This is a genomic window from Algibacter lectus (assembly GCF_004368925.1).
GTDB classification, from domain to species: domain Bacteria; phylum Bacteroidota; class Bacteroidia; order Flavobacteriales; family Flavobacteriaceae; genus Algibacter; species Algibacter lectus.
Genome location: NZ_SORL01000015.1, coordinates 88,383 through 103,939, shown reverse-complemented (window position 1 = coordinate 103,939; position 15,557 = coordinate 88,383). Strand labels below are relative to the sequence as shown.

Below are 15,557 nucleotides of genomic sequence, written 5' to 3'. Positions count from 1 at the left end.
AAGTTAAAATGATAAAAAGTTTAATGGATTTTAAAGTACCTATTTTAATAAGAATCTTATGTTTTATAGTCACAAGTTTTAGTTATGCCCAAAGCAATGAGAACATATCATTAAACGGTAAATGGTCCTTTAAAACCGATCCGTATGCGCAAGGAGAATCTTCTCAATGGTTTGCAAAAGATGTAAATACGGGGTCTTGGGGTACTATGGCTGTTCCTGGTAATTGGGATTTGGTAAACGAATATTCTGAATATGTTGGAGATGCGTGGTACACTAGAACTTTTACTGTTAAAGAAATACAAAGCACAGAGCAATTACGTTTGGTGTTTCAATCTGTGTACAACAATTCCAAAGTTTGGGTAAACGGGCATTTAGTTGGAGAACATGATTTTGGCTTCTTACCTTTTCATTTTAATATTTCAGAATATATAAACCCTGAAAAAGAAAATAGGTTAACCGTATTGGTTAATAACGTTTTTAAAAGCGGCGCTATGTGGAATTGGGGTGGTATCAGAAGGCCAGTTTGGTTAGAGTTAACATCTAAAACACGTATTGAGTTTCAACATATAGATGCCGTGCCCAACTTAAAAAAAGGAACGGCTCAATTAGATGTGAAAATTGTGAGTAGCAATGCTAGTAATACGCCTAGAAACGTACTATTTAATATAGACATTAAAAGTAACGGAAAGATTGTAGCTAAAGGTGAGGTGAAAACAATAGTTCCTGCCAATAGCAATAAACATATTGTAAAATGGGCTTATCACTTACCAAAATCTAAAGTGAATTTATGGCATTTTGATTTCCCTAATTTATATGAATCTACGGTTACCTTATCCGAAAACAAGGAAATTTTACATACAAATTCGGATAGATTTGGTATTCGAAAATTAGAAATAAAGGGTTTAAAACTACTATTAAATGGAGAAAGTATAAGGCCGGTTGGGTTCAATGTAGTGCCAGAAGATCGATTTACAGGCAATACATTACCTATAGAACGTATTAAAGAAGATGTTGATTTAATGAAAAGTTTGGGAGCCAATATGGCTAGATTGAGTCATGTAAATTTACCCAAAGAATACATCGATTATTTGGATGAAAAAGGAATTATGATTTTTGAAGAAGTTGGGCTTTGGGGAAAAGATATTTTAGTAGATCCAGAACATCCAAAACCAAAAGAATGGTTACAGCGAATTATCGAAAATAATTATAATCATCCAGCAGTTATAGGCTGGAGTGTAGGTAATGAATTGGGTATGGCATCTAAAAACCCAAAAGTAGATGCTTATATAAAGGGTGCTATAGAGATGGCTGAAAAATTAGATCCAAATAGAATAGCTGTTTCCGTGTCTAATTCGGCTAATAATTCGCCTAAAGAAGCAACAATGTACGCAGATTTAGCAATGCTAAATGGATATCAGAATTGGGGTAAAAAGGCAGATGGAACCTGGAAAAACCATAAGAAACCAATTTTTATGTCTGAGTTTGGATATGAATTAAATTCTGAAGATCCGAGTTTAGGTGATGTTCCTGCTGAAAAAATATTGAATCAATTACGAAATAAAGAATATGTTTTGGGTGCTTCCTTATGGACGTTTAATGATTATAGAAGTACATATCATGGTAAAGACGGATGGAAAACGCCTCCTTCTCAAAACAGAGCTTGGGGAATTGTAACTTCTTTTAGAGACAAGAAAAAAGGCTTTTATAGCGTTCAAAAGGAATTTAGTCCCATAAAAAACCTGACAGTATCCAATATAAACACCGCAGAAAGACATGCAAAAGTCACTATTCAACCAAGAGAAAAGTTAGATATTCCCGCAAATATATTGAGAGGTTATAAAGTACAGTACACGCTTTTTGATTCGGATTTTAAACCTGTAGAAACAAAAACAGAAAATATTAAAACTATTTTTCCTGGAGATGATACATTTGATGTTTTCCTTGAGTGGAGTGCTAAAGACAACTTAAGCATGATAGAAGTTAGTTTCTTAGATCCGCAAGGTTACAAAGTTTACACAGATGTTGTTAAGTTTCAAGTTCCGAAACAGCCTGTTATAACATTTGCAAATACAGCTAACAATGGTATTCGTGTTTTTTTCGAAAAAAGTAAAGATGCCGAGGCGTATTATGTTCGATATGAGAAAGACGGTTTGATTTTCAATACTAAGAAAACAACAAATAATTTTATTGATATTGAGGACAAAAAAATAAAGCAAGGTGATGTTTGGCAATATCAACTTATTGCTGTCAATAATAAAGGAGAAAGCGTACCCTCAGAAGTAAAAGAACTCATAAAAGATGAAGATGAACTTCCACCAATTATTTGGAATACAAAACACACCGAAAATGGTGTTTTTATTGCTTATAGTGTAAGCCCTTATGATTATTTATATGAAGTCCTTTATGGTACCAATCCTAATAAGTATAATCAAAAATTAACAACCAAAGTGAAAGGAGTGCTTAACATTCCTAATATTAAAAAAGGAATTCCTATTTATTACAAAATGCGAGTTATCAAACAATGGGGATTTGCTAGCGAATGGACACAAGAATTAAAGAGTGAATAAAAGCTTTAAGTAAAATGAATTATAATAAAAAAGTAAAAATGAAAACACAACAAATATTATTAACTGCATTGCTATTTGTTTTTCTTAGCTGTAACACCCAGGCTCAAAAAATGAAAATAGAGTATGTTGGCAATGCTGCAGCAAAAAAAGATATGCATGTTTGGGGATCTTCGCCAGTACAAGATAAAAATGGTAAAACACATTTATTTGCTGCGCAATGGTCTACCGCTTCGCAACCCGGAAATTTTAGCGGTTGGTTTAAAGATTGCGAAATTGGGCATTACGTGGGCGATAGTCCAGAAGGGCCTTTTGAGTATGTAGGTATCGCTGTGCCAGACAAAGATGGTTTGTTTAATTCGCCACACAACCCAACGGTTAGTAATATTGATGGGCAATATCAGCTTTGTTTTATTGTTAACGAAAACAACGATTTAAAAACACAACGTATTATAATGTATGTTGCCGATGATTTAAATGATACTTGGCGACCAGCAAAAGGAGCCGAAGCCGACTGTACTATTTTACGCCAAACTAAAAACCCCGAAGTGTGGAATTATACAGCAAGGTTAGGCGTTTCTAATCCATCATTAATTAAATACAATGGCAAATATTTTTTATATCACAAATCTGTGGTTAGAAAAGAACCTAAGGGCTATGTGTATTCTTATGGTGTTGTGGTTGCCGATAATGTTGAAGGTCCATATATACATCAACCAACAAGGGTAACCGAAGAAAAAATGCCTCTTGAAGATGCTTATGCATTTACAATGAAAGATTCTGTATACATGATTAGTCGTGATTTTAGAGCATCTTTAGGAAATAGCGGAGGTGGTTTATTATGGAAATCGGGCGATGGTTTTTCGTTTCCAGCTGAAAAAACAGAACGATCTTATGAAGATTTACAACACTATGTAGGAGAAGAATATCTAAAAGATGCCGTGTCATACCGAGGTAAAAAAGATGGCCATTTAGAGCGTGCACAAATCCTTTTTATAGACGATAAACCAGCCTATTTATATTTAGCAACAGGAGTTCAGGTAAAGCCAGGTTATGGCAGCAGTTCTCATGTTTTTAAAATAAGTTTTGAGTAAAACTAGTACAAAGCAGTAAGCTTAAGTTTACGTGTTTTTTTGATGCGTTTACACGGAAAGGTTTCGGAACTGTTAATTTCAAAGTAGAAAAAACATTCAATAAAAACGAACCTGTTATTTTAAAAATTCGTAATAATATCAAATAATTAATACATGCGTTATATAAACTTTCAAAAAGGGCAGTTCAAAATTATTATAGCTATTATAATTACTGTTTTTTCGGTAGGATGTAAATCAAAAACAACAAAGAAAAAGAATGTTGAAGATATTATAACCGAAACACCTTCAGTTAAATTTACCTATCAAGATATTACCGGTATCGGTAAAGATTCGCTTTATAATAGACGCGATAATAGCGATATTATTAAAGTCGATGGCACGTATTACGTTTGGTACAGCCGCATGGACAGCCCTATTACATCGGGGTATTGGGCTACTATTTGGTATGCAACATCTCAAGATGAAGGCCGTACTTGGGAAGAGCAAGGCATGGCTCTTGGTTTAGGAGCAGAAGGAGCGTTTGATAGCCATTCCGTTTTTACGCCTAATATATTGGTGCGTAATAATAAATACTACATGTATTATACAGGCGTAAAACCAACTCCTGGAAATAAAAATAAGGTGTTCGAAGGCAATTCTACTACCGATATCACGGCAATAGGTTTAGCAGTTTCCGATAATCCAAACGGACCATTTGAACGTGTAGAAAATAATCCGGTTTTGGAGATTAGCGATGTCGATTCAGATTTTGATAGCTTTCGTATAGACGATGCGAGTTTGTTGGTTCGAGATAATAAAGTTTGGTTGTTTTACAAAGGCAGGTCTATTGCCGATGGTAAAGCCGGGCCAAGTAAAACAAAAATGAGTGTGGCTTATGCAAATCAGCCAGAAGGTCCGTTTAAAAAACACGATGGCCCATTGTTAGATAAAAGTCACGAGGTGCTTATTTGGGGTAAAGATGGAGGCATAGTGTCGTTGGCATCAATCAATAAGACTTTAAATATTTCTGCCGATGGTGAGCATTTTTTTGTCTTGCAAGATAGCTTGAAAAACATTCCAAAAGCTCCAGGATTATATCGTCCGCATTTAGAAAATGGAAATCCGGAAATTAATGTGCCAGGTTGGGGCATTGCAATGATTCAGAAAAAAGGATGGGCTTATTTAGTGAGATTCGAAATGAATAATTAAGCTTTTTATAGATAAAACTAACCTTTGCTTTACATATTTCTGTTTTGGAGTGTAGAGCCAAATAAAACACATATGAAATATATAGTCGCATCCTTTTGTTTTTTGATGCTTTTTAATTGTTCTGAAAAAAAAGAGGAATCACCAAAAACACCTTTGAAAATTTGGTTTAATCAACCTACCAAAAAATGGAATCAAGGGCTGCCGATAGGTAATGGTAGTTTAGGCGCCATGATTTATGGGAATCCAAAAAATGAAATTATTTGTTTAAATGAAGAAACCATTTGGACAGGCGGAAAAGACTATAATCGAGATAAAAAAGATGCCGGAAAATATATAGATACCATCCAAAAACTTCTTTTTGATGAGGCGTATATGGATGCAGAAAAAATGGTTCAAGATAAAATTCTTAGCGATCGTTTACCATCGGGTGAAAACACGTATCAAATGCTTGCCAATTTATTTATTGAAACTCCGGGTTTAGATTCCATATCCAATTACAAGCGAGAGTTAGATATTAACACATCTTTGGTAACTACATCTTTCAGTAGTAATGGTGTTCATTTTAAACGCAATTACTTTTCTAGTTTTCCAGACAAGGTGATGGTTTATAAATATACGGCAGATAAAAAAGGTGAAATTAATATGTCTGCTTGGGTAAAAAGAAATGCTCAAACTAAAATATCGGTATCCGAAAATAAAATTGAATTTTCAGAACATGTTGGTAATGGTCATGGCGTGAAGTTTCATGCTACGCTTCATTTTGAAACAGTAGGCGGTACATCCGAAGTATTAGAAGGAAAGTTAGTGATTTCTAATGCCGATGAGGTTCTTGTAAAAGTTATTGCAGCTAGTGATTATCGCGGTTCTAATCCTGAAATAGACTGCGAGCAGATTTATAGAAACATAGCTTCGTCTTCATATAAAAAACTTTTAAATAGGCATACAGAAGATTATCAATCGTTATTCCATAGACTCGCTTTTAAAATATCTGATAATACAGGAGAAGATTTACCAACCGACGAGCGTTTAAAGCAAGTTAAAGCAGGAACAGAAGATAATTACCTTACGCAATTACAATATCAGTTTGGTCGATATTTACTTATTAGTAGCTCACGTCCGGGTACTTTACCAGCCAATTTACAAGGTATTTGGGCAGACGGATTTACACCGCCTTGGAATTCTGATTATCATATTAACATCAATGTGCAAATGAATTATTGGATGGCCGAAATGACAAACCTTGCCGAATGTCACGAGCCATTTTTAGAATTTATTGGAAACCTAAGGGAAATGGGACGTATTACGGCTCAAAAAACATATAACGCTAGAGGTTTTGTGGCGCACCACACAAGTGATGCTTGGCATTCTACAGCAGCTTTCGGTAAAGCAAGATATGGCATGTGGCCTATGGGTGCCGCTTGGTGTTGCCAACATTTATTTACACATTACGAGTATACTGAGGATAAAGAATATTTAAAAAATCAGGCGTATCCAATAATGAAAGAAGCCGCTTTGTTTTTTGTCGATTTTATGGTTAAAGATCCAAAAACAGGGCTTTTAGTTACGGGGCCGTCTATTTCACCGGAAAATAATTTTTTAACTAAAGAAGGTGAAAAAGCAACCTTGAATATGAGTCCGACGATGGACAGAGAAATAGTGCTCGAACTTTTTTATAACTGTATTGCTTCCGCAGAAATTTTAAATATTGATAAAGATTTTAGTGATTTGCTTAAAAGTAAAATAGCACAAATGCCACCGCTTAAAATTGGTAAAGATGGTAGATTGTTAGAATGGGTTGATGAGGTTGAAGAAGCGATGCCGGGACACCGACATATTTCGCATCTGTATGGTTTGCATCCGTCAAATCAAATTTCAAAAACTAAAACACCTGAGCTTTTTGAGGCAGCTAAAAAAACCATTGCAGGTCGTTTATCTAAAGGTGGCGGCCATACAGGTTGGAGTCGTGCATGGATTATCAATTTTTATGCACGTTTGTTGGAGGGTGATAAAGCTTACGAGAATATTTTGGCATTGCAACGAAAATCTACTTTACCGAATTTATTAGATGTGCATCCGCCATTTCAAATTGATGGAAATTTTGGTGTGGTTTCGGGTATTACAGAAATGTTAATGCAAAGCCAGAATGGTGAAGTGCATATACTGCCAGCTTTACCCAAAGCTTGGTCATCGGGAAGTATAAAAGGTCTTGTTGCTAGAAAAGGTTTTGAAATCGACATGACTTGGGAGTTAGGTAAACTGAAAACATTAGTGATAACTTCTAAATTGGGGAATACTTTAAACTTGCGTTATCAAGATGAAGTAAAACAAATTGAGACTAAAAAAGGAGAAGTTTTAGAGTTTAATTATTAAAAGCAGGATGGAAGCAATTACCCATCCAAACGCCATAAAAATAGTACTAATGAAAAGCATAAAAATAACAGTTTTAGCCGTTGCCGCTTTATCTATTTGTCTCTGTTCTTGTAAAGAAATTGATAAAAAAAATGAAACGGTTAAAATCGAAAGCATAAAAGATAGCGTGCAAGTGCCAACGGCAATGTCCGATCATTGGAAGTTTATCGGAGCATCTATAAACGAACCGGGTTACGATGTTTGGGGAAGTTCCCCAATTAGAGACGAAGCTGGAAATGTGCATCTTTTTAGTGCTAGATGGTCTTCTGCCACGCCGTTTAAAAAGGCGTGGAGGTATAATAGTGAAATTGCTCATTATGTATCTAAAAGTCCTGAAGGACCATTTAAGTTTGTGGAAGTTGTAGCGCAAGGCAAAGGTGATCATGCATGGAATGCCGCTGGTTTTCATAACCCAAGTATTAAAAAAATTGATAACCAGTATGTATTAGTGTTTATAGCTAACGATGGCGACGAAAATCATGGTCCGAGTCAAAGCATAGGCATGCTTGTGAGTAATAGCCTTAATGGGCCTTGGATAGAGAAACCAAATAAAAATAAACCTTTGTTGAGTCCGCCTAGCAATCCCTCTATTTGGTGTTTTGATAGTGGTCTTGGTGTCAATAATCCGGGACTTATAAAACACCCAAACGGAAAATATTATCTGTATTTTAAGGCCATGGCTGGTCCAAAAGGCAAAGGCGGAAAGGTGAGTATGGGACTTGCTATTGCAGAAAAATTAGAAGGCCCGTATGTTATTCAATCCAAACCTATTACAACAAACGAGGTTAGAATAGAAGATGGATATGCGTTTATTTGGAAAGATAAAATTTGTTTGTTAACTACAGATAATCACGGCATTTTAGAAAAAGGCGGCGGTTTACTTTGGGTGTCCGATGATGGACTTCAATTTAAAGCAGAACCACTTTCTGGGTTTCATAATTTTCAAAGTTTTTATTTAAACGGAAATGTTCCAGAAGGAGCAAATCCGCGTTATGGAAAGCATGTTAAGTTAGAGCGCCCACAATTACTTATGGATGTAAATAATGAGCCTGAATATTTGTTCTGTCCAAGTGGTGTTGCGCTCGATGGTAGTGATGGTACAAATAACTATGTTCTAAAATATCAGAGGTAAAACTTAATCAAGAAAGAATAAGTTATATCACATAAAAAAAGTCCGATTCACTAGAATCGGACTTTTTTGTGCTTAAATGATTATTAAGGTTTGTTTATTGCTTAGCAATGCGTTTTACAAATGCGCCTGCATCTGTTTTAACTTGAAATAAATAAATGCCGGTGTTTAAACTAGACAGATTAATTTCAGACTGCACATTATTAATCGTTTTATTTAGTAAAATTCTGCCATTTAAATCGAAAACAGTAATGTCTGCATGTTGCGATTGTGTGTTTTGTATGGTCACAACATCTTTTGCTGGGTTTGGGTAAAAATCCCATCCTTGTGCAGCTTCATGAGTGTTTACATTTAAAACAGGGGCACCAAAATCTTTCCATACATCTCCTGTAGTATAATCGGTAGCATTAACAGAAGAAGGAATTGTTAAAGTCGCTCCAAATACATCTGCAAATATTGATGTGTTTACAGAAGCGCCATCTGGGTTATATCCAAGCGGTATAAATGTGGTGTATTCTACAATTATATTGGCTAAACTTGTACAGCCTTTAAACATATTATAGTTGTTTTCGGTAAGTGAAGTTAATGTAGCAGGAAAAGTAATAGATTCTAGTGATGTGCATGAATTAAAAGCACCCGTATTAATCACTTCAACCAAAGGGAAATCTATAGTTTTAAGATTGCTTGCCTGCCAAAATACTAAACCCGAAGTAGGATCTGATGCATTACCTACATGAGTTAACGCAGGGAAACTTAAAGCTACTGCAGCCGTTTTTCTAAAAGTTTGCGCTCCAAGAGAAACTAAACTGCTAAAATCGGCATTTGTTAGTGTACCCGTATTTTCAAAGGTATTGTTTCCGGCAATAGTTGCACCACTCACATTTAGAGTTGTTAATGCAGAACAATTTTTAAAGGTGTTGTTACCAAGAGTACCTGTAACGCCACTAATGTCTACAGTAGTTAATGCAGAACAATTTAAAAAAGCACTATTACCAATAGAAATGGCATTTGGCAGATTTACAGTTTCAAGACCAGAACATGCATTAAAAGCTTGCAAGCCAATAGCCACTGCAGCCGTACTTGTTATCGATGTAATGTTGGTGTCGGTGTTAAATACGCCAGAAGGAAGTAATGTTACATTGTAATTATACGTGCCATCGGTAACTGTAGCAGGTATATTTAAATTGGTTACAGTATAGCCTATAACTTTTACTTCGGTAGTTGTTGCCGTAACCTCATAGGTGTAATCGCCTGCTGTAAATGTTGCACCTTCTGTTTGTGCATAAGTGAACGTTATACTTAGTAACGTAATAAATAATAGTAATGTTTTTTTCATCTTAAAAAGTTTTAAATGTTTAGTTATTGGATAATAGCTAAGTTATTTAAAGCTTTAGGATTCAAATGGTGTGTTTTGTAGCAAGAAAGGATGGAAAATGTTGCGGTTTATATGTAATGTAATATTTTGTTTACGTATTTAGTGTGTTGTTCTATTTAGAGAATTAAAATGAAGTTATTTAGTTTTTCAGTAGTATAGCTTTTTTATACCCAAATATATCTCAAGTTTAGAAGAAGAACTACAGATCTAAGCAACCCTAAATATGTTAAAAATGAATTTTAAAGCACTTTACGTTAACAGGTTTGCAAAATATATTTATATTTAGCCTGCAATACACCTTAAGCTAGTGTTTTGCCATTCTTCCCTAAAGAATATACATAGAAAATATAATAACCAAGTTTAGCATATTAGACTAAACCTTGTTTGCACGTTCCGTTGTTTTAATGTGAATGCGGTGAGCTTTGTTTTTGTGTTTTGTGCTGATTTAGTAAAGTAGTTGGATGGAGATTTTGGTCTTTGTTTGATAGTAGTAATTAGAAGGAACTAAATGGATATAAAAAAAGCGATACAATTAGCAATAAGTAATACTCTACAAGAAGGGTTGACAGATATTTTTCCAAGACCATTCGAAGTTGACCTGTTGAAAGATATCGCTTTTAAAAATAAAGTTTATGATTCTGTTAAGGATTCAATTGAAAAGGCAATTAATAAAGATTGTATTGAAAAAGGATTGGGACTTACTACATTAAAAATCCATCCAATTAGCCATGTCTTATATCCTAAAAAAGAGGCTTTTGATTTTCGGAAATGTGCTCTAATTGATCCTTTGGATACTATTAAATATTTGTCGCTTGCATTAATGTTAGTAGATGATATTGAGCGAAATAGAATTAATAAATCTAAAAATAGAATATTTTCTTATCGTTATAAAAAAGACTTAAATGGTAAATATGTTTTTGATCCAAAATTTAACTTTACTTCGTTTAATAATAATGTTAGTACTAAGATTAAAAAAAACACTGTTAAAGTTTTAGTTAAATGTGATATATCTAATTTTTATGATAGACTAAATCTACACAGATTAGAATCGATATTACTTTCGTTAAACGTTAATAAAAACGTAGTAAAGCTAATTAATGAAATATTACTTTTTTGGGCTAATCGTGATTCCTATGGATTACCTGTCGGTTCGAATGCTAGTCGAATATTGGCAGAGGCTGCTCTATTAGATATTGATAAGTTTTTGATTTCACATAAAGTTGATTTTTGCAGATTTGTTGATGACTATCGCTTTTTTGCTCCTGACTCAAAAACTGCTCATTACTGGTTATCATTGTTAGTAGAAAGATTGAGTATTGAAGGTTTGTATATTAATCAAAGTAAAACTTACATTGAAGATGTCTCAAGTAAAAAGAAAGAAATTACTAAAACTGAAATAGATGATATTAAATCTGACAGAAAAAAAGAGGTTAAATTAATATCTGGATATTCTGGAACAATTCCAACAAGATTTAGAAATGCTTCAGAGAAAGAAATTAGGAATATTCAAGAAAAATCAAGTGATAGTATCATAAATGGTATTGAAAATGCAAAAATCATCAAACCAGATGATTTTCGTGAATATTGTAGAGTTATTCTTTATAAAAAAGAATACACAAAATTTGTTGATCTTCCTAAGTATTTAGAGAAGTTTCCCCAATTCCACCCTTATGTCGTTGATTTACTAATCAAGCATTATAAAGAAATCCCTGAAGAGATTTGTGAATCCTTAAAATCAGATTTTAGTCAATTGTTAGCTCAGGCTCATTATTTACCAGAGTATATAGCAATAGCAATTGTGAATTTACTTTCGTCTGAGGGCTTCAAAAATTCGGAAGCTCTATTTACATACTTTCGTGAACTTCGCAGAAATGCTGGGGCATATATCGGGAGAGCAACTTTAGAGTCATTAGAAAAAATAATTGACCGTGGGCAAGTATTGGAAATTAGGCAATATTATAGCAGGGCTGATCTTTGGGAAAAGAGACAAATAGTAAGAATAATAGATAGAAAATTACACTTAGAAGAAAAAAATGCGTGGTTTAAAAATATAAAAATGAACGAAGCTGAAGAGTTGTTCTTGATAGGTTCGATATCTAAGAAATAATTATTGCCTTTTTATAACCAAGAAAATAACGCGAGTTGTTTCTCAGTTATAGATTTGGGTGTTACTAAATTGTCTTAAAAATTAGCAGCTTCTTTTATGCTAAGTTTCATGTGAAAAAAAATGTTTGATGCTATTAAAAAAAAATATCTGGAATGGATATAATTGAATTAATTAAGAATAATCCGAAATTTGCTTTTACGGCAGTAGTGGCTATCATAGGGGTGTTTTTTGCTTATAAAAGACATAGTATAGCTAGTAAGAAATTAAGAATGGATACTTCTGATTTTCAAGAAAAGAAGAATAAATTCAAATTATACTTAGCTGATAGCTACAGTGTCTTAACTAAAAAGGAAAAGTATTTAATATTTCAAATAAAAATCACAAATCAGGCTAATAGTAAAAATTCATTCACCGGTGATTTAGATATTCAATATTTTAATGAAAAAAAAGATATAAATGTTGTAAAACTAAAACATCAATCAGAATTATTTAATTCAATCCAACATAAAGGCTTGAATGAATTAGATACGAATATTAGAGTAAATGAAAAAGAAATAAAATCAGGTTGGTTAATATTTAAATGCCCTCAACATTTAATTAATTTTAGAGTAAAGAAATTTGTTATTACAATTTCTGATGTTGAGAATAACTCATTAAGTATTGATGTTTATCTTATTAAAGATCTAGTTTATGAAGTTGAAAACAATAAATCTTAATACTTATTATGTTCGTGAAAACGGATTAATTTCCTCCCCGACTTTGGGAGAGGGACGAATGATTCCTGCTTTAGTAGTTTCTAAAGAAAATGACAAAAGCTTAAAAGAATTAATAAATATTCACTTAGACACTCCTCCTGGTGATGCGGTCGTTCAATGGGGAGCTCCTTTTATTCATTATTTTAGGCCCAAAATCTGGCATTTGCATATAGCGTTTAGTCAGCCAATGGATTATAAGTTTGAAATAGAATTTAATTTAGAAAAAGATTATTCTTTAATAGATGCTATCCATCTTTCAAGAGCTTTATATCTAATTTATGGTGAAAAAGGAGAAAAGGTTTCCCAAAAAACAGATGAAATGATTTTGGTTGAAATACCTGAGATGCATTCAGATGTTTTATGGAATAAAACACTTAATAACATATTAAACAGAAAATTTAAAAAAATCGGAATACCTAAAAAAGAGATAAAAAAAGAAATTAAAAACCATATATCGAATATGAGAAAATTACTGTTGTTAAGAAAAGAATAAAAGCTAGCTTCCATTTAATATACCTCATCCAAACAAAAACACACAACCTCAAACTCTCACACAACCTCATAATTCTAGTTGTACTTGTTTTTAGCTGCTGTTCTCAACAAAAGCATACGTTTTCAAAAGAAGATTGTACGGACAGATTATACAGTGCATAAATATATTCAGTTGTAAAAACATGAGTTTTAAGATAAGCTAAAGTGAGTGATATTTATTTTTAATAGTTACTTTGGCTTTAAAACAAAGAACAAAGAACAAATAACAAATAAATGAGAAAGTTAATACTGATTGCTATATGTGCTGTTTTTGTAACATCTTGCAAGGACGAAGCAAAACAAAATTCTAATATTGAAACCACCCCAATTGAAGGTTTAACACAAGGGCCAATAGTGCATAAGGCATTAACCGACGAACAATTGGCGAAAATTAAAGATATACAAGAAACTTTTAATGAGGTTTACCCAGTTTCTCTAGATGAAACAATTACAAATTTTAAGCGCGACCAAAACCCAGATAACGAAATAAATATTTGGCAGAATATGGCGAGTGCCTACAAACCGTATGCTTTAAACAACGGAGGAGAAGAAAAACTTGGTGCTAGAAGAGAGGCTTTTAGATTAATTTTAATGCGCTCTATGATGCCTGATAAAGAAGCCATAAGCAGTTCGGAATTAAAAATACTGAGTGAGAGTGAAGCTCAAGAAATTTTAAAAAATTACACCTTAGAGGCTAAGCCCGTTAAAGTAGAAAAGCGATAAGCACTTTAGTTTAGATACTATATTACAATGCAAATAAAACCAATAACCTTATTAATTTTTAGTGCCTTTGTAGCGCTTTCGTGCAAGGAATACGTGGGTAAAGATGTTACTAATTATCGGTATTTTGATGTCGCGTTGGCAGATACTATTCCGGATAGTAAACTGAAAGCAGTTACAGACATGGAACATCTAGAATATGGTGTAAGTGTTGCTTATGTAAACGAAAATAATGATACTATAATTCCGTTTGGTAAATACGCGTACTACGGCACAGATATTTTAGAGTTTTATGCCAATGTTATGGAGCATCCTAACGATAGTACGTATGGACGCCAAATGGCGATAGACAAAAACGAGAATATTCTATTCGATCTTGTGATGTATGATAATGGCTTAGAACCGTTTAATGATGGGTTAACGCGAGTAATCCGAAACGGTAAAATGGGATATGCTAACAAATTCGGACAGGTTGTAATTGCTTGCGAATACGACTATGTAAAATGGTTTGAAAACGGAAAAGCCGAAGTAACTTACAGCGCTAAAGAATATTTTGATTTAGATGAACACCGTGTTGTGGAAAGTGACAATTGGTTCTCGATTGATAAAAAAGGAAATCGGGTAGACTAACCTTAATTAATAACTATGATTGATACCACTGTAATTATAGCATTAGTTATTATTTTAATCTGTCATTTAGCAGCGATTTCCATTGGATATAAAACAAAAAAGACCGCATTATCTATTGCTTATGTAAATGCGGTTTTTGTAATCGGGATGCTTATTTCTTGGGCTGTCGATACCGTGAATATAAAAACGCATCACTTCGAAACGAGAGAATGGTTTGTACTCGGTTTTGAGGTTTGTGTTTTATTATGCGCTATATCTTCTATTACAAAATTCTATAATAAAACTTTTGTGAACGTGATAACCTATATTGGGTTTTGGTTGCACGTATTGGCTTTAGTGGGGATGCTTGTTTTTATGTGGTGGTTTAAACTAGAGCGCTTGTATTAAGTAGAATATAAGTTTACTGAAGTTGTACCTAGCTGTGCTTAAAAAAAGAGAGCGGTTTACTTTAAGGCGTGTTTACCAAATAGCAAGAATAAAATTCCGCTAGTTTTACTGCCTATATTTTTTCTAATAATAGAGAAGGCTTTTGTGATTTGAGCTTCTACCGTTTTAATAGATACCTTTTGATATTCTGCAATTTCAACGTTAGTTAAGCCTTCTTGTCTACTTAAAATAAAGGTTTGTTTACATTTTGGAGGCAGGTTTTGTATTTCTTGTTTTACTAGGGAAATTAAGTTTTCTATGTTGTTATCTTGATCTTCAACTACAGTATCTAAGGCCTCTATATATTTTTTTTCTAAAGCTATAGTTGCTTTTTCTTTTCTGTAAAGGTCAATAAACTGGTTGTATATAGATTTGTATAAATAATTTTTCAGGTTAAAATCATCTTTTAATTTCTCTCGCTTTTGCCAAATACTCACAAATACATTTTGTACAATATCTTCTGCTGTACTATGGTCGTGAGTTAAGCTATAAGCATAAACGCAAAGTTTTTGGTGAAACAGGTCTACCAACTGGGTGTAAGCCGCTGTGCTGCCCTTTTTTAACCCTTTGATTAGTGTTGCGTTATTTATTGAGAAATCAGTCATTCAGTGAATTTTCTTCTGCTAATT

General features: G+C 33.5%; 13 protein-coding genes. 11 read left to right on the top strand and 2 right to left on the bottom strand.

Annotated elements, in window-relative coordinates:
* The first annotated feature begins 23 nt into the window (after positions 1-23).
* The 5 genes from DFQ06_RS19230 to DFQ06_RS19210 all read left to right on the top strand — a co-directional run bounded on the left by DFQ06_RS19230 (position 24) and on the right by DFQ06_RS19210 (position 8,387).
* Positions 24-2,567 carry a glycoside hydrolase family 2 protein gene (locus tag DFQ06_RS19230; protein ID WP_159140111.1) on the top strand — a complete coding sequence of 848 codons (2,544 nt, stop codon included), beginning with the start codon at positions 24-26 and terminating at the stop codon, positions 2,565-2,567.
* Positions 2,568-2,677: 110 nt separating this feature from the next.
* Positions 2,678-3,658 (top strand): glycoside hydrolase family protein, encoded by a 981-nt coding sequence (locus DFQ06_RS19225; protein ID WP_206672782.1) that lies wholly within the window; start codon positions 2,678-2,680, stop codon positions 3,656-3,658.
* 153 nt (positions 3,659-3,811) lie between these two features.
* Positions 3,812-4,846 (top strand): family 43 glycosylhydrolase, encoded by a 1,035-nt coding sequence (locus DFQ06_RS19220; protein WP_133969466.1) that lies wholly within the window; start codon positions 3,812-3,814, stop codon positions 4,844-4,846.
* Positions 4,847-4,918: 72 nt separating this feature from the next.
* Positions 4,919-7,216: a glycoside hydrolase family 95 protein gene (locus tag DFQ06_RS19215; RefSeq protein ID WP_133969464.1), complete on the top strand. Its 2,298-nt coding sequence runs from the start codon at positions 4,919-4,921 to the stop codon at positions 7,214-7,216.
* Between the two features lie 49 nt (positions 7,217-7,265).
* Positions 7,266-8,387 (top strand): glycoside hydrolase family protein, encoded by a 1,122-nt coding sequence (locus DFQ06_RS19210; protein ID WP_133969462.1) that lies wholly within the window; start codon positions 7,266-7,268, stop codon positions 8,385-8,387.
* Positions 8,388-8,481: 94 nt separating this feature from the next.
* On the opposite strand, the gene DFQ06_RS19205 is transcribed toward DFQ06_RS19210, so the two are convergent.
* Positions 8,482-9,720 (bottom strand): leucine-rich repeat protein, encoded by a 1,239-nt coding sequence (locus DFQ06_RS19205; RefSeq protein WP_133969460.1) that lies wholly within the window; start codon positions 9,718-9,720, stop codon positions 8,482-8,484.
* 547 nt (positions 9,721-10,267) lie between these two features.
* Between DFQ06_RS19205 and DFQ06_RS19200 the strand changes: the two genes are divergently transcribed.
* From DFQ06_RS19200 to DFQ06_RS19175, 6 genes are all read left to right on the top strand, one after another.
* Positions 10,268-11,866 carry a reverse transcriptase domain-containing protein gene (locus DFQ06_RS19200; protein ID WP_133969458.1) on the top strand — a complete coding sequence of 533 codons (1,599 nt, stop codon included), beginning with the start codon at positions 10,268-10,270 and terminating at the stop codon, positions 11,864-11,866.
* Positions 11,867-12,018: 152 nt separating this feature from the next.
* Positions 12,019-12,582 (top strand): hypothetical protein, encoded by a 564-nt coding sequence (locus tag DFQ06_RS19195; protein ID WP_133969456.1) that lies wholly within the window; start codon positions 12,019-12,021, stop codon positions 12,580-12,582.
* Positions 12,557-13,114 carry a hypothetical protein gene (locus DFQ06_RS19190; RefSeq protein WP_133969454.1) on the top strand — a complete coding sequence of 186 codons (558 nt, stop codon included), beginning with the start codon at positions 12,557-12,559 and terminating at the stop codon, positions 13,112-13,114. The genes DFQ06_RS19195 and DFQ06_RS19190 overlap by 26 nt, the downstream gene beginning before the upstream one ends.
* Positions 13,115-13,386: 272 nt before the next feature.
* Positions 13,387-13,875, top strand: coding sequence for a hypothetical protein (locus tag DFQ06_RS19185; RefSeq protein ID WP_133969452.1), 489 nt, complete (start codon positions 13,387-13,389; stop codon positions 13,873-13,875).
* Positions 13,876-13,902: 27 nt separating this feature from the next.
* Positions 13,903-14,502, top strand: coding sequence for a WG repeat-containing protein (locus DFQ06_RS19180; RefSeq protein ID WP_133969450.1), 600 nt, complete (start codon positions 13,903-13,905; stop codon positions 14,500-14,502).
* Between the two features lie 15 nt (positions 14,503-14,517).
* Positions 14,518-14,889 (top strand): hypothetical protein, encoded by a 372-nt coding sequence (locus DFQ06_RS19175; protein ID WP_133969448.1) that lies wholly within the window; start codon positions 14,518-14,520, stop codon positions 14,887-14,889.
* Positions 14,890-14,945: 56 nt separating this feature from the next.
* Here the strand turns inward: DFQ06_RS19175 and DFQ06_RS19170 are convergent, their stop codons facing one another.
* Positions 14,946-15,533, bottom strand: coding sequence for an RNA polymerase sigma factor (locus DFQ06_RS19170; RefSeq protein ID WP_042499411.1), 588 nt, complete (start codon positions 15,531-15,533; stop codon positions 14,946-14,948).
* Between the last annotated feature and the right edge of the window lie 24 nt (positions 15,534-15,557).